Origin of the sequence: Ectobacillus sp. JY-23 (genome assembly GCF_023022965.1) — a bacterium.
Classification (GTDB): Bacteria; Bacillota; Bacilli; order Bacillales; family Bacillaceae_G; genus Ectobacillus.
In genome coordinates this window covers 2,834,848-2,850,388 of sequence record NZ_CP095462.1, presented here as the reverse complement: position 1 = coordinate 2,850,388, position 15,541 = coordinate 2,834,848, and the positions used below count along the sequence as shown (strand labels likewise).

Below are 15,541 nucleotides of genomic sequence, written 5' to 3'. Positions count from 1 at the left end.
ACGATTGCTCTAGTAAAACATGCTATACCGCAAACTGTATTTAAATCTTTTTTAATTACCTTACCACCTTTTAATTTTTCCGGTGATCTTAATCGCTTAAAATCATACGCAATAAAGAACGATTCTTGCAAAAGCAAGAATCGTTAGTTATCAAAAAAGACACATTTTTGCGATAATTAAAATTGCAAATAGTATCCATATGCATATAGGTATACACAAGTTTTGATAACAAACTTTCCTCACCGAAAGACTTGTATTAGGTTTATGGCAGGTCTCCTGACTTAAAGCTTCAATCCTAATCCATTCCGTCTTCCCGGTTTCCCAGTGACATTAGCGAATGTTTCGTAGCTTTTACAGTAGAAGTGAGCTGTTTTGGATTTTCACCAAATTCCCTATTAATGCAAACTGCAACCATATGCCTATTTAATCTAAATTTTTACGTTAGTAAAACATGTTATACTGCAAATTTTCTTGCATTTAAATCATCTTTTAATTCTTCTGGTAACCCCAATTGCTTAAAATCATACGCAATAAAGAACAATCCTTGCAAAAGAAAGAATCATCGGTTATCAAAAAAGACACATTGTGCGATAATTAAAATTGCAAATAGTATCCATACGCATATAAATATACGCAAGTTTTGATAAAAAACTTTCCTCACCGAAAGACTTGTATTAGGTTTATGGCAGATCTCCTGACTTAAAGCTTCAATCCTAATCCATTCCGTCTTCCCGGTTCCCCAGTGACATTAGCGAATGTTTCGTAGCTTTTACAGTAGAAGTGAGCTGTTTTGGTTTTTCACCAAATCCCCTATTAATGCAAACTGCAACCATACCCCCATTCGGACTAAACTTTTACTCTGGTAAAACATGTTATACTGCAAATTTTTGCATTTCGATTTTTTAATCACCTCCCCATCTTTTAATTTCTCCAGTGATCTTAATCGCTTAAAATCATACGCAATAAAGAACGATTCTTGCAAAAGCAAGAATCGTTAGTTATCAAAAAAGACACATTTTTGCGATAATTAAAATTGCAAATAGTATCCATATGCATATAGGTATACACAAGTTTTGATAACAAACTTTCCTCACCGAAAGACTTGTATTAGGTTTATGGCAGGTCTCCTGACTTAAAGCTTCAATCCTAATCCATTCCGTCTTCCCGGTTTCCCAGTGACATTAGCGAATGTTTCGTAGCTTTTACAGTAGAAGTGAGCTGTTTTGGATTTTCACCAAATTCCCTATTAATGCAAACTGCAACCATATGTACTCATTTTATAGAAGTTACATAGATTGTTCAAGAGCCGCTTTGACTTTAAGAGGAGTTGTATCTTTATTTATGTTTTAATGATGTTATCCTTAATGTGTTCATTGTTCTATCTGTTCATTTTAGTACTACGCTAAAACACCTGTTCAATTTCAACTTTTCACCATTCCTGATCTCTATTTAGTACAACAAGTTCCATTTTAGGAGCAACTAATTTCATTTTAAACTGCTGTCATACTGACAATATCGCAAGAGACTTTATAAGGATGATATCCTACCACCTGCGCAAGTGGATAGGTTCTACTATTCGTTTAATTCTCACAAATCTGGGGATCTTGTACAAGGAAGGGTTCAGTACAAAGCGTTACAAGCAATAAAAGAAAGAATATAAATCCTAAAGAACATGTTGTAACAAAGAATGCCCACGAAGCTATCATTTCTTTTGAGGACTTCAAAGCTGTTAAGTAACAAATGAAAATTCGGACTAAAAATCTTATCGCTCTAAAGAAACACCTATTCACAAATATTCTTTTTTGTGCGGATTGTGGCAGAGGGATGTGGTATCGCTCACGTAGAAAAGGCTATATTTATGGTAGCTACGCCCGCTATGGAAAAAAAGCGTGCTCAATCCATAATATTAAAAAACAAAACTCAATTAATATTACGAGACTAGTCCATTTACTTAATGATCATTATTTTGTAAAACAACTAGTAATAGGAATTAACCAGTCGTATAGAAAAAGTAAAGTTGCACTAAGTAAAGTAAAAGAGCTACTTCTTGTATGCTAGCATACAAGAAGTAGCTCCCGATATTTTTCATGGCTTAGTCGCACGCATTGAAATAACCACAGAAGGGACGCCAAGAATCTCTTATCACTTCTCAACGCCCCTACTTGAAAACATTATACTTAAGCATATTAAAAAGCTACACGATTAATTCTTCTTCAAAATTAACTGCGCCACATTCTCCACATGCGCCGTATGCGGAAACATATCCACCGGCTGCATGTAAGTCACTTCATATTTCTTCGACAGCTTCTCGATATCCCTAGCCAGCGTTGATGGGTTACAGGACACGTACACGATCCGCTTTGGCTGCACCTGCAATACCGTTTCTAACAGCTTGTCGTCACAGCCCGTTCTTGGCGGGTCGACTACAACTACATCTGGACGCCAGCCTTCCTTGACCCATTTGGGGAGCCAGTGCTCTGCTTTGCCGGTTACGTATTTGGTGTTGGTGAAGCCGTGACGTTTGGCATTTTTTTGTGCGTCTTCAATGGATTCCTTGATGACGTCCATGCCGCGGATTTCGGCGGCGCCGTCTGCGAGCCAGAGGCCGATGGTGCCTACGCCGCAGTAGGCGTCGACGATTTTTTCTTTGCCGGTGAGGCCAGCCGCTTTTTTGGCTTCGTCGTACAGCTTGACGGTTTGGACCGGGTTGAGCTGGAAGAAGGCGCGGGCGGATAGCTCGAAGCTGAGATCGCCGAGTGTTTCTTGGATGACTTCCTTGCCAGCGAGGCGGAAGGTTTCGTCACCGAAGATGAGCGAGGTTTTTTCGCCGTTTACGTTCTGCATGATGGATTTGACCTGCGGCAGGGCGGTTTGGACCTGCTTGATGAACTGCTCTTTGCGGGGCAGTTCTTTTTTACTTGTGATTAAGACGAGCTGTATTTCTCCTGTTTGCACACCGATGCGCGTGACGATGGTGCGGATAAGTCCGGTGCGCTTCCGTTCGTTATATACCGAGATGTCTAGTCTCTCTAGGATGCGCTTCACCTTTTGTGTGACTTCATTTGTTGCCTTGTGCTGAATGAGGCAGTCTGAGATGTCGACAAGTTGATGCGAGCCTAGCGCGTACAGTCCGGCGATGATGCCGTTTTTGGCTTTGCCGACCTGAAGCTGACTTTTGTTTCGGTAGTGCCAAGGGTCTTCCATCCCGATGGTGTTACGGATGAGGCTTGTCGGCACTTTTGTGTATTTTTCAAAGGCTTGGACAACGATGTCACGCTTTTGTTCGAGTTGTCCGTCGTAGGATAGGTGCTGCAGCTGACAGCCGCCGCATTGGTCGTATACGGGACATGGCGGTGCGACGCGCTGGGGTGATGCTTTGCGAATTTTTTTCAGCTTTGCCTCGGCAAAGCCTCTTTTGATGTTGGTTACTTCGGCAACGACTTCCTCCCCTGGCAGGGCGCCTTGGATGAAGACGACCTGTCGTTTGAAGTAGCCGACCCCTTCGCCGTTGATACCAAGTCGTTTAATTGTAACGGGAAAGGTTTGTCCCATTTGAAGCTTGCTTTCGTATGGTGTTTGTTTTTGTGTCAAGGTATTACACTCCTACTCTATACTACGCCATAGGTACAGGGATGCGTAGCTCCCATATGGCTCCCATTGTTGTTTCAATTCCTCTAGCATGTGATCGTCTGGCTTTTGTGAAAGTCCAAGCAGCTGCTGGACGGCGCGCTGAAGACCGATGTCTGCTTTTGGAAACATGTTTGGTCGTCCGAGCGCGAACATTAAAAAGTTTTGGACGGTCCATGGTCCAATGCCGCGCAGTGGTAACAAGGTTTTCATGACTTCTTCGTCACTCATTGCCCCAAGATCGTCTAAGTGTAGGTGGCCGCTGACGATGTGCTGCGCGAGGTGAATCATATATTCTGCTTTTCGTTGGCTAAACTGCAGGGCGCGCAGTTCTTCTACGGTTATCTTTGCGACAACTGCAGGTGTTGGGTAAAACCAAACACCGTCGATTTGCTTGCCGTAGGTGTGAACGAAGCGTTCTGTCAGGGTAAAGGCGAATTTTAGGTTAAGCTGCTGGTGGATGATGCAGCGCACTAGGCAGTCAAAGTAGTTAAATTCGAGCACAATTGGTGTGTACGCAAAGGTTTTAAAGATAGGACGCAGGTTTGTTTGTAAGAAATGGCTGTGAATGCGTTCCATGTCTTGTTGCCACCCAAAGATCTTACTAATGCGCTGGATAATATCTTCTTCCGGTCCCTCGCTTGTTATGACAAACGCAGGTGCTGCAAGGGGGCCAGTTCCTTGGACGGAGACAACTATTTCTGTTTCGTTCACGATAAGTGGCACTTTGATTTCACTTTTTTCTATATCTACTGCGTGCAGCGGATCCATTGCTAGCCGCTGCAGGACTTGTTCCCAGTTATACGGGTTTTGTAGTTCGACCGTCTTTCTCCACATAGTGTTCACCCTTTTTGCCCCATTATAACATACGACATGCAAGAAAGCTGTGAGCGAGAGGCTCACAGCTTGTTAATAGTTGATTTTTGGGCCAAATTTGGCATTTGTCAAATCATCTAGGCTTTTGAATGTATAGCCGCGCTTGCGAAGGTCGTCGATGATTTTTCCGAGCGCCTCAGCGTTGTCGCTCGATACGGAGTGAAGCAGGATGATAGCGCCGGGATGAATTTGATTCATAACGCTGTCATGTGCATACTTCCAGCCGCGTTGTTGGTCCACCTTCCAGTCAATAAAAGCGAGTGACCAAAATACGTTGTAATAGCCCATTTCTTTTGATAAAGCAAGAGTGCGTTCGCTAAAGATGCCACGCGGTGGGCGAAGGTATTTCAGTTCTTTTTGACCGGTTAAGCTTTTTACTTCGTCCTCAAGTAGCTGCAGTTCTTTTCGAAAGCGGGTGTCGCTAACGGATGTAAGATCAGGATGGTGCCAGGAATGGTTGCCAATAATGTGGCCATCCTTAACCATGCGCTTGACGATTTTAGGCTGTTCTTTAATATATTGACCTGTGATAAAGAAGGTTGCCGGCACTTTTTTCTTTTTCAATACGTTTAAAATCTTTTCCGTATAGCCATTTTCATATCCGTTATCGAATGTGAGGTAAATGTCTTTTTTGCTTGTATCACCTAGGTAAAAGCTATCGTATTTCTCAATCAGGCTAGTGAATTCTTTACCTGCATCTGGCGGCTGTTCTTGGTTGTTTCGCGGTGTCCCCCAATGATTGGCAGCATTCGCATAGGCGAATACCGCTGATGGGATGCACATCAGCATCATTACGAGTACAGCGAAGGCAATCCGTTTTTTGTTCATGGTTGTAAGCTCCTTTCCGCAGTGCTTCGTACTCGTATTTTCTGTTTTATGCTTTGTTTTCATGCCGGGTATTGTTTTCCAAGTGGTTTGACCGGAATGTCTTTTAAACTGACCGGAATATACCCTAAACTGACCGAAATATTTGTAATTTGGCTGAATTATCCGCCAAACTGACCGAAAGTACACCACAAAAAAGACGAAGCATCTGCTTCGCCTTATTTGAATACTGGCTCTTTAAATTGTGATAGCTTTTCTAATGAGGATTTGTCTACATCAGCATGCAGGCTGTTGCCGTGAGAGTCCATTGTGACAACTGCTTTGAAGCCTTCTACGCGCAGGTGCCACATCGCTTCTGGGATACCAAACTGCATGAAGTCGACGCCTTCTACGTCTTTGATGCATTCTGCGTAGTACTGTGCTGCGCCGCCGATTGCGTTTAGATACACGCCACCGTGCTCTTTTAATGCTGCAAGCGTTTTAGCACCCATGCCGCCCTTACCGATAACCGCACGCAGACCAAATTTCTTCATGATATCGCCTTGATACGGCTCCTCACGAATACTCGTTGTAGGACCTGCGGCTTTAATCGTCCACTTTTCGCCGTCCTTCATGACAACTGGACCGCAGTGATAGATAATTTGACCGTTGAGATCCACCGGACAGTCGTTGTCCATTAGGTGCTTATGAAGCGCATCGCGGCCTGTATACATCATGCCGTTGATTGTTACAACATCACCGACGCGAAGCTCGCGGATTTGCTCCTCTGTAATTGGTGCTTGCAGGACGATTTCGCGCTGCGCTGTTTCTGTTTCTTGGGGCGCTTCGTGCTGCAGCGTGTCGTCGCCTTCTTGGTACAGCCATTCTGTAATTTCGCCTGTTTCCGGGTTCATTTTAATACCTAAACGGCGGTATGCCCAGCAGTTGTACGCTACGGAGACAAAGAAGCTTGCCGGCAAGCGGTGATATACGCCAATTTTACAGCCTAGTAGCGTTGTTTCGCCGCCAAAGCCCATTGTACCAATGCCAAGCTTGTTCGCGTTTTCCATCACGTATTCTTCAAGCTGACGTAATTCTGGAATGCTGTTTTCGTCGTCTAAGGAACGGAATAGCTGCTCCTTTGCGAGCTCGTAGCCTGATGTGCGGTCGCCGCCGATACCGACGCCGATTACACCAGCACTGCAGCCCTGTCCTTGCGCTTGATATACAGCATGCATTAAGCATTTGCGAATACCGTCCAGGTCGCGTCCTGCGCGTCCTAAGCCTTCTAGCTCACATGGTAAGCTGTATTGAATATTTTTATTTTCACAGCCGCCGCCCTTTAAGATAAGACGCGCGTCAATGTAATCGTTTTCCCATTGTTCAAACTTAATAACCGGCGTGCCCGCACCAAGGTTGTTGCCGCTGTTGTTGCCAAATAGCGAGTCAACAGAGTTTGGGCGTAGCTTGCCGTCAGCTGTTGCTTGTTCGATTGCTTTATAGATGGCTTCTTTGATGACAAGCTGGTTCACACCAACTGGTGTTTTCACCTTGAACGTAGGCATTCCCGTGTCCTGACAAATCGGTGAAATGTTGTCGTCAGCCATTTTAATGTTGTTTGTAATTGTATCCAGAGCCATAGCAGAGCGAGTGCCGGCGCTTTCACGTTCCTTCGCACGCTGGATGGCGCGACGCACGTCCTTTGGCAAGTTTGTTGAAGTTTCAACAATAAGCTGATACATGCTTTCTTGAAGCTTTTCCATTTTGTTTCCCCCCTGTGAACGCTGTTAACTTTACGAAAAGTTGCACAACTCGATTATACTCCTTTTCAGGGGAGAAGCATAAGAATTTTTCTCGCATAGAAAAAAAGCGAGTTGTTTACTCGCCTTTTTTGAATTGCTCACACTTATGCTCAAGCTCGTCCAGCATACCAAGCAAGCGGTCGATATCTTCAAGCTCCACTTCCTCTGGCTCAATTGTATCGATAACTTGGACAAACATATTTAAACGTTCCTTCAAATATACTAGTTGTGAATCTTTGTTGTTTGTAGCGTTGCCCATGGGTACTCGCTCCTTTTTCTATGGTTGGTTCTTATTATACAAGAAATTTTTTTTAAGCAAAACGGTTTATTAAACAGACGGTTTCTTCTATGATTAAGGATGGACGATTTCTTGCTGAATAAAGGAGTTTTATATATGAAGGTACTACAAAAAATTACACCCTCCTACGATCCGTGGGAAGCGTATATGGATGTACAAGAGCATGGAAAAATGACGTTAACAAACGTTGAGTTTACCACAACTACTCTTTGCAATATGAGATGCGAGCACTGCGCGGTTGGTTACACACTGCAGCCAAAAGATCCAAATGCCCTGCCTCTTGATTTAATTTTAAAACGCTTGGATGAAATTACGCACTTGCGCTCCCTTAGCATTACTGGCGGTGAGCCGATGCTTTCCAAAAAGTCGGTGGAAAACTATGTGGCACCAATTTTACGTTATGCGCATGAGCGCGGTGTACGCACACAAATTAACTCCAATTTAACTATAGAGTTGGCGCGTTATGAGCAAATTATACCGTACTTGGATGTGTTACATATTTCCCATAACTGGGGGACAATTGAGGATTTCGTGGAAGGCGGATTTGCGATGATGGAGCGCAAGCCGAGCTTCGAGCAGCGTGCAAAGCTGTTCCAGCGCATGATTGACAACAGCAAGGCACTCACACAAGCCGGGGTAATTGTATCAGCAGAAACAATGCTGAATAAACGTACATTGCCTCATATAACGCATATTCACCGACAAATTGTGGAGGAGATGGGCTGCCAAAGGCATGAGGTGCACCCAATGTATCCAAGTGATTTCGCAAGTACACTTGAAATTTTGACAAAAGAGGAAATTCGTGCGGCGATTTCAAATTTGTTGGACATTCGCGATGAAAATGTATGGATGCTGTTTGGCACCCTGCCGTTTTATGCATGCAGTGACGATGAAGAAGATTTGAAGGTTTTGCAAAAGCTGCGTAATAGTAAAAATGTGACAGTGCGAAACGATCCGGACGGTCGCTCTCGTTTAAATGTAAATATTTTTGATGGCAACATCATTGTGACGGACTTCGGTGACACACCGGCGCTTGGTAACATTCAAACACATACCCTGCAGGAAGCTTATGATACCTGGACAGCTTCTAAGACCGCAAAAGAACTGAGCTGCCATTGTCCGGCAGTCAAATGCCTTGGACCGAACATCTTAGTGAAAAACAGCTATTATCCTGATACAAATTTCTTAACAAGAAAAGCCAATATCATGTAAAAAGGTGCTCCTCATAAGGAGCACCTTTTTTAGCAACTTTCCCTTAGCGCGGCGTTGGCGATGTAACAAATCCAAACGACACGTGATCCTGCACCGGAATCCAAGCACCGATGCCTTGTGAGGTTACGTTTTTAATAAGCAGGTGACGTTGGTTGCCCTTTAGCACCAAATATACCTCACCAAAGGTTACTTTCCCTTTTTCGTTAACAGCAGGTGCGTAGGCTGTTAAGTAGCCCAAGTTGCTTGGTGCAATATTGTAGACACGGCTGTGCTTTGTACCGTAACCAACTACCGTTTGAAAAGCAAGCGGCAAATTCGTTTTGGACATTGCCTTTAGAAGCATCATTTTTTTGACGTCCTCTGCATTCTTAATTGGCGCAGTCAAACCGCCCTGGATGATTTTCTGGGTGTCCTGATGATACGACAATGCGTGAAACGTTTTGCCGCCGCGATTATCGTGAAAGTTTCGATTAATTTGTTGATACTCCCAATTTACCGTTGTTTCCGTGGACTCGTAGTTGAGCGGCCACTGACCCAGATAAATTTTAGCACGGTACCCAACAGCAAGCGGTGCATTGGAAATCGATGTTTCGTTAAACATTCGAATAAGATCTGGATTTTCAATTGGTATTTTAGACGTATCCAATAGATTTTTAGCGAGCTCGCTCGGCTGCAACCGCGGCAAATCCTGCGTCGGGTTGGGATACGTATTTTCCTTTGATATGTCGAGAGCGGAAGGCGGAGCTTTAATCGCCGCTTTTTCAGCAAATACATGACAAGGCGCAAGCAATAATAAAAGCGAAAACACACTGGTAATGACCTGTCTCATGGTATAGCCCCTTTCAGTAAAGTACATCACTGTTATTGTTTTCTGGGGCCTCGCTTGTTATGCTCATTTTTTTACGCTCATACCACACTTTTGCATAAAAGCGCCTACAGGATGATATAAAGCTTGAATGAGAGGACCGATGACGATGGCAATCAGCAGCGTTCCCCAGCCAACAGGACCGTGCAGGAAAATAGCAAGTACAAGCGCACCCACTTCTCCAATGGTTTTAGAGGCCATTAAATTCGTACCAAAGCGCTTTTGCAGAGAAAGCATTAAATTATCAATAGGATTGGCTGGATAGCGTGATTGCAGGTACATGGATACGCCAAGGGCAAGTAAAAGAATACCCGCTGTTAATGTAGCGGCTCTATCGGCATCTCCTTCCGGCTGCCATCCCTTCATTTGCAGCAGCCAAACGTCGAGCATAAAGCCAATTCCAAAAAAGGTTAACATCGCTGGAAACTGCGGTTTTTCCTTTACTAAAAAAGCATTTACAAACAATAGCAGAGCGCCGTTAATAATCACCCAAGTACCGACTGTAAATCCCAGTGTTGCTGCTTGTCCTGCCGTTAGTGCATCCCATGGGCCAGCGCCAAGGTTTGATTTTAAAGTAAGAGCAACGCCTAAGGTCAGCAGTACAATGCCTGCCACAAAAAAACAAAATCGTATCATATCCCGTCTCCTTCATTTGCATTTAGTACAAGCATATTAAGGAGATATGAAAAAAATCCCGGCAACATGCCGGAATTTTTTATAGAAGGTAAAAACCAATACCCATGATAAAATAAGCAGCCAATAAGGTTCCGCCCTCAAACCAGTTCGTGTCTCCATCATTTGAAACAGCAATTGTTAGAAATACCGCTGTAATCATAGCGATGAGCTCTGGAAGTGTGAACACAAGAGGCATTTGTGTTTCAAAGAAAAAAGAAATTAATACAAGCACAGGTGCAACAAACATCGCTACCTGCAAAGTAGAACCAACTGCGATTTCAACTGCGATGTTTACTTTATTTTTGTACGCCATCAAAATAGCCGAAGCATGTTCAGCAGCATTTCCGACAATTGCGACGATAATGATACCGATAAACAATTCAGACCAACCGAATTTGTCTCCAACTGCTTCAAATGTATGTACAAGTGCTTCAGATACATATGCAACAGCAAGTGTTGCCACTGCCAAAATGGCAAGTGCTTTTCCTTTGCCCCATTCCGGTTCCTCGTGTTCTTCTACTTCATCACTTTGATGCTGATACACACCTCGGTGCGTCACCAGCTTGAAAAACAGTGCTGCCAAGTATAACACAATGAGTATAATGGATGTTCCTACACTAAGCGTCAATGTCTTCTCTTCATTGAGATTCATTGAAAATACTTCAGGAATAACAAACGCAACCACAACAGCAAAGATAAGGAGCGACGAGTTATGACGTGCATCATACACATTAAACTCCTGGCGTTTATATTTCAGTCCCCCTACTAAAAAGGAAAGACCGCCAACAAGCAGCAGGTTTCCTAACACCGAACCCGTTAGAGATGCGAGTACAACACCTGTTAACCCCGCTTTTAAAGCAAAAATAGAAATAATAAGTTCTACAGCGTTGCCGAATGTTGCATTTAACAAACCGCCAATTCGCGGTCCTGATACAATGGCTAGACTCTCTGTTGCGCGCCCCATAAAGCCCGCCAAAGCAATAATAGTTAGGCAATAGACACCAAACATAATTGTTTGGGGAAAATGAAGAAGATTTCCAATTACAGAAAGCGGAACGCCAATCAATACTAACAGAAAAAAGATTCTGTTCATCCTTACACCACCCTTTCGTTATAAAACAAGCTAATTTTACCATTATTCTTAACATGATTTAGTATTTTTTATCTTAATTTTTGTTTAAAATTACGCATTCTAGAAAAAAGTAAGAAAGGCAAATTAAAAAGGAGTGTTATGACGATGGATGTTAAAAGTAAAGTCACAGAGATTATGAGCGGTCAGCCGACAGGGATTTTAGCTACAATTCGTAATCAAAAGCCGCATAGCTGTTATATGATGTTTTTTCATGAAGATGTTACGCTTTATGCAGCGACAGATCGTCAATCCAAAAAACTTTCTGATATTGAAGCAAACAACGCTGTCCATGTATTACTCGGCAGAAAAGGTACGAGCTGGGAAGAAGAGTTTATTGAAGTGGAAGGTACTGCTTCTGTAGAGGACAATGCAGAGCTCAAGAAAAAGTTTTGGAATGAAAATTTAGAACGCTGGCTAAACGGTCCCGATGATCCAAACTACGTATTGCTGAAGATTACACCAAAGCACATTTACTACGTAGAAAAAGCAGGAGTTATGCAGCCTGAAGTACTTACCTTTTAAGAGCCCTATTATAGGGCTCTTAAAAATGTACAAAATTCTTTCAAAAAGTTGTAGCACATTCTAAACTTTCTGTTATATAATAGAATTAACTTAAATAAACTGTACTAAAACAAAAAAAGGGGAATGAAACATGAAAAGAGAAGAACGCCGTAACATGATTGAGTTCATTGAAAAAAAGAAGGGGCTACAACGCGACGAGTTGATGTACATGACAGACGAAGAGGTAGAATACATTTATGATGTAACGTACTTTATGTACGAAGAAATTGCTGAATAAAAATAAGCAGCCCGCAGCTGCTTATTTTTTTTGTATATATTCCGCTCGGTATTCGTTCGGTGTAATCCCCGTCGCTTTTTTAAATACTTTACGGAAATATTTATCATCCTGATAGCCGACCATTGCGGCCACTTCATAAATTTTAAATACTTCGTTTTGCAGAAGGCGCTTTGCCTTTTCCATACGGATATTTGTTACATAATCAGATAGCGTCTCCCCATATTCCTGCTTAAAACGGCGCGAAATATGTTCTTTACTTAAATAAAACATCTCCGCTATTTCTTGTAAACGCAACTCTTTTTGGTAGTTTTGTTTGATGTACTGCTCAATTTCAACCATTGTATTTTGCTGCTTGCCTTTTCGCTGTTTGATTTCCTGCAAAAAGGTCTGTACATTAGACTGCTTTCTTTCCAAAAACGCCGTTAGTGAGAAATTGCTTTGTACATCCCAGTAGCTTTCCCACACATTTTCTTCCCTTACCTCATATCCATACCGATTTAACCAGCGATCGCGAATGACATCGTACTCGCGTTCCCACTGCTGAATTTGTTCCAGTGGCAAGATGCCTTTTGTACGAAATGGCTGCAACACATTCTCGACTAAATTATGATACAGCTCTAAGCTGCCTGTGTTCACAAGCTCTTCTACCTCAGCAGTAAAATCTAATAAACTGACTCGTTCGATATGCGAAGCCTCTTCCAAATACACGCCTTGATTGTTTCGCAGCACATTCATGTTTTGTCTTACCTGCTCTGCGCTTTCCACTGTCTGTAATAGTGAAGTCACGCCTTTCACGCGCTTTCCAATACAAATCCAGGGCTTTATCTCTAGGTATTGCTGAATCCAGCCAAGCAAGCGTCGCATTTTATACGCTATGTCTTCTCCCCAATATAACAACGCAATCTCATTCTCTTCATAATATTGAAAAGCGAGCCCCTTCGGTTGACAAAACTCATTCACTACATTTGCTAACGAAAATAAGCAAAGCTCCTGTTCTCCGGCAAATACAGCGTCTATTGCCGCCTGCGATACACCAATCCGTACAAATGAGAATTCGGCATTCTCAGGAATCCCCAGCTCCGTTTCATATTCTGTATTATATAATGCTGGATTTTTCATGAGCGTCTTTAGCTTTTGATCACGATACATCGGTTTGATTTGATTCATAAAGCTTGTTTCTTGCATTTGCAGCTTTCGTTGTTTTTCTGCCTCCTGCCATTCTACAATTGCTCGTTCTATAGTCTGGTTCAATACATCTGGATCAATTGGCTTTAAAATATAATCAAAGCTACCGAACTGAATTGCATTTCTCATATAGTTATAATCGTTATAGCCTGTAACTACAATCGTTTTACAATTAAGTCCATTTTCTTTAATCCACTGTAGAAGCGCTGTACCGTCCATCTTTGGCATTTTCATATCAGTAAATACAAGCTGCGGACGATGCATAAGAAGTAAGGCCTTTGCCTGCTCCCCATTCTCTGCTTCATAGATATCTGTAATGTTAAAGCGCGACCATTCACCAAGTAAACGAATGCCTTGTCGTACATGAGCTTCATCATCAATAATAATCGCCTTCACATTATTCCTCTCCTTCTAAGGAAATTGGGATTTCTAATGTTACTTGAAAACCGCCGCCTTCTCGATTTGCAATGTGCATAACAGCACGTGAACCATAGTAAATGGCCAAACGATCATATATATTCTTCATACCAATGCTATCTTCTCGATCTTCATGTAACTTCATATCTTGTGTTAGTTTCAGATTAATACGAATGAGCTCGTCCTCCGTAACGCCTTTACCATTATCAGCAATAACAATACGCTTTGTATCTAAGTTCACTCTGTTTACTTTCACCGTGATAACACCCGTATGCTCCAAATCTTCAAAGCTGTGCTTAAAGAAATTTTCTACAATTGGCTGCAGGCTCATCTTTGGCATTTGCGACGGAAGCAAGTCTGGCTCTGCCTCAATCTCGTAGGATAAACGATCGCCAAATCGCTGTTTCTGCAGCTTTAAGTAGGATTCAATATGAGAAAGCTCCGCTGACACAGGAACAATATCATCCTCCATATTCATGCTGTAGCGCATGATAGAGGATAAAGAAGTCAATAACCTGTATACATCCGGTGCGTTGCTCTGCAAAGAAAGCGTACCAATTGACTGCAGCGCGTTGTATAAAAAGTGCGGATTAATTTGCGACTGCAGGACGCGTAGCTGATTCGATTTATTTTCAATCTCCAGTCGATACTCGCGCACAACTAAATCGTTAATTGTATCAATCATGGATGTAAAATGTCTGCCCATCAGCCCAAGTTCATCATTGCCAAGGTTCGGTAAATCCACCTTCCAATCGCCTTGTTCTACTTTTTTCATACTTGCGATTAATGCTTTAATGGGAGCTGTTAAACGGAAGGAAATCAAAACTGTCATGGTAACCACCACAATTAATGAGATACCGCCAATCATAATGTTAATAAGCGCAATTTCTTGTGCATAGCGATAAAGGCCGCTGTAAGGTATACGCTTTACAAGCTGCCACCCTTCAAACTCACCCGTCATCTCCTCATGAACGACAACCCCTTTAAATGACTTGTCTTCCCATTCAAAGCTATGCTCTCTATGTGTTAGTAATTTGTTGTACCAGGCTGTTTCGTTTGGATGACCAATCTGACTACTTTCTGATGCATATACCATGACACCTTTTGGATCAAGTAAATAAATTTCTTCTGTTTGCTTGTTGTAAAGACGCTCCATGATAGATTGCAGTCTTTCTAAATCGATATCTATGGAAACGATTCCTAAAAATCGGTCCGTCATCACATCAGAAAGCTTATGATGAAAGCTAATAACCGGCACCTTTTGTGTAGCGGAAATTTCAGATAGGTTATTATAGCTACGAATTACATGCGTTGGCTCCACCAAAAAATATCGATCGGATACCATCAATTTCCGAAAATAATCATTCTCTAAAACCGCTTGCATTTTACCGCGGCTCGACACCTTTAAATTATACACAGCGTAGTCATCGCGATCTTTATGAATGTATAGATGCACCTGCTTAATCTCACTGCGCGCGCTGTATATATTTAATAAGCTTCTAGCAATCTCTGGTTGATTTTCATCAATAAAAGAGGTTGCACCATTCTCTAAAATTTGTACAAATTGCCGATTTTGATAGATCGTGAGAGGGATATTCGTAATATCCGTAAAGTACGTCTCCACATCTGTTTTGCCTTTTGAAAGTAAATCATAGGCATTGGAAATTGTACGGTCAGTAACAGATTGCTTTGTGTATATATACGTAATGACAATGGAAGCACCTAACGGTAGAATGGTTGCCAATAATAAAAAGACGATAAGCTTATAGCGAATACTTCTAAACATGACTTCCTCCATTTTATAGGATAGTTAAATTATAGCACGTAACTACATGTTGGTAGGATGCAT

15 protein-coding genes and 3 riboswitches are annotated in these 15,541 nt (G+C 42.3%); of the genes, 5 read left to right on the top strand and 10 right to left on the bottom strand.

All coding sequences use genetic code 11. The features are described from left to right. Positions 1-248 precede the first annotated feature (248 nt). Positions 249-431, bottom strand: a riboswitch (cobalamin riboswitch). A 235-nt stretch (positions 432-666) separates the two neighbouring features. Then, positions 667-849: riboswitch (cobalamin riboswitch) on the bottom strand. A 250-nt stretch (positions 850-1,099) separates the two neighbouring features. Next, positions 1,100-1,282: riboswitch (cobalamin riboswitch) on the bottom strand. A gap of 311 nt (positions 1,283-1,593) precedes the next feature. Beyond that, the gene (locus tag MUG87_RS19720) at positions 1,594-1,737 is read left to right on the top strand and encodes a recombinase family protein (protein ID WP_368042573.1); all 144 of its coding nucleotides are present in this window, start codon (positions 1,594-1,596) and stop codon (positions 1,735-1,737) included. A gap of 3 nt (positions 1,738-1,740) precedes the next feature. Beyond that, complete coding sequence (locus MUG87_RS19715; protein ID WP_368042542.1) at positions 1,741-2,058, top strand: recombinase zinc ribbon domain-containing protein; 318 nt, start codon at positions 1,741-1,743, stop codon at positions 2,056-2,058. A 144-nt stretch (positions 2,059-2,202) separates the two neighbouring features. Here the strand turns inward: MUG87_RS19715 and rlmD are convergent, their stop codons facing one another. From rlmD to MUG87_RS14550, 5 genes are all read right to left on the bottom strand, one after another. Continuing rightward, on the bottom strand, positions 2,203-3,591 hold the full coding sequence (rlmD, locus tag MUG87_RS14570) for a 23S rRNA (uracil(1939)-C(5))-methyltransferase RlmD (protein WP_247083087.1): 1,389 nt from the start codon (positions 3,589-3,591) through the stop codon (positions 2,203-2,205). A 12-nt stretch (positions 3,592-3,603) separates the two neighbouring features. Next, positions 3,604-4,464 carry a DNA-3-methyladenine glycosylase family protein gene (locus tag MUG87_RS14565; RefSeq protein ID WP_247083085.1) on the bottom strand — a complete coding sequence of 287 codons (861 nt, stop codon included), beginning with the start codon at positions 4,462-4,464 and terminating at the stop codon, positions 3,604-3,606. A gap of 72 nt (positions 4,465-4,536) precedes the next feature. After that, entirely contained in the window at positions 4,537-5,331 is a 795-nt protein-coding gene (gene pdaA, locus MUG87_RS14560) for a delta-lactam-biosynthetic de-N-acetylase (RefSeq protein WP_247083083.1), read from the bottom strand. Between the two features lie 215 nt (positions 5,332-5,546). Continuing rightward, on the bottom strand, positions 5,547-7,070 hold the full coding sequence (locus tag MUG87_RS14555; protein ID WP_247083080.1) for a fumarate hydratase: 1,524 nt from the start codon (positions 7,068-7,070) through the stop codon (positions 5,547-5,549). 115 nt (positions 7,071-7,185) lie between these two features. After that, positions 7,186-7,368: an SE1561 family protein gene (locus tag MUG87_RS14550; protein ID WP_247083078.1), complete on the bottom strand. Its 183-nt coding sequence runs from the start codon at positions 7,366-7,368 to the stop codon at positions 7,186-7,188. 135 nt (positions 7,369-7,503) lie between these two features. Between MUG87_RS14550 and yfkAB the strand changes: the two genes are divergently transcribed. Next, positions 7,504-8,619, top strand: coding sequence for a radical SAM/CxCxxxxC motif protein YfkAB (gene yfkAB / locus MUG87_RS14545; RefSeq protein WP_247083076.1), 1,116 nt, complete (start codon positions 7,504-7,506; stop codon positions 8,617-8,619). Positions 8,620-8,662: 43 nt separating this feature from the next. On the opposite strand, the gene MUG87_RS14540 is transcribed toward yfkAB, so the two are convergent. The 3 genes from MUG87_RS14540 to cax form a co-directional block, all read right to left on the bottom strand. Beyond that, positions 8,663-9,448 carry a YfkD famly protein gene (locus MUG87_RS14540; protein ID WP_247083074.1) on the bottom strand — a complete coding sequence of 262 codons (786 nt, stop codon included), beginning with the start codon at positions 9,446-9,448 and terminating at the stop codon, positions 8,663-8,665. A gap of 63 nt (positions 9,449-9,511) precedes the next feature. Then, positions 9,512-10,120 carry a YczE/YyaS/YitT family protein gene (locus MUG87_RS14535; RefSeq protein WP_247083072.1) on the bottom strand — a complete coding sequence of 203 codons (609 nt, stop codon included), beginning with the start codon at positions 10,118-10,120 and terminating at the stop codon, positions 9,512-9,514. Positions 10,121-10,199: 79 nt separating this feature from the next. After that, positions 10,200-11,252, bottom strand: coding sequence for a calcium/proton exchanger (cax, locus tag MUG87_RS14530; RefSeq protein ID WP_247083071.1), 1,053 nt, complete (start codon positions 11,250-11,252; stop codon positions 10,200-10,202). 144 nt (positions 11,253-11,396) lie between these two features. On the opposite strand from cax, the gene MUG87_RS14525 reads away from it, so the two are divergent. Both MUG87_RS14525 and MUG87_RS14520 read left to right on the top strand, forming a co-directional pair. After that, positions 11,397-11,813: a pyridoxamine 5'-phosphate oxidase family protein gene (locus MUG87_RS14525; protein WP_247083069.1), complete on the top strand. Its 417-nt coding sequence runs from the start codon at positions 11,397-11,399 to the stop codon at positions 11,811-11,813. Between the two features lie 130 nt (positions 11,814-11,943). Continuing rightward, complete coding sequence (locus tag MUG87_RS14520) at positions 11,944-12,090, top strand: BH0509 family protein (RefSeq protein ID WP_124565073.1); 147 nt, start codon at positions 11,944-11,946, stop codon at positions 12,088-12,090. Between the two features lie 21 nt (positions 12,091-12,111). On the opposite strand, the gene MUG87_RS14515 is transcribed toward MUG87_RS14520, so the two are convergent. Continuing rightward, positions 12,112-13,671 (bottom strand): response regulator transcription factor, encoded by a 1,560-nt coding sequence (locus MUG87_RS14515; protein ID WP_247083067.1) that lies wholly within the window; start codon positions 13,669-13,671, stop codon positions 12,112-12,114. A 1-nt stretch (position 13,672) separates the two neighbouring features. Further along, on the bottom strand, positions 13,673-15,478 hold the full coding sequence (locus MUG87_RS14510; RefSeq protein WP_247083065.1) for a cache domain-containing sensor histidine kinase: 1,806 nt from the start codon (positions 15,476-15,478) through the stop codon (positions 13,673-13,675). Positions 15,479-15,541: the final 63 nt, after the last annotated feature.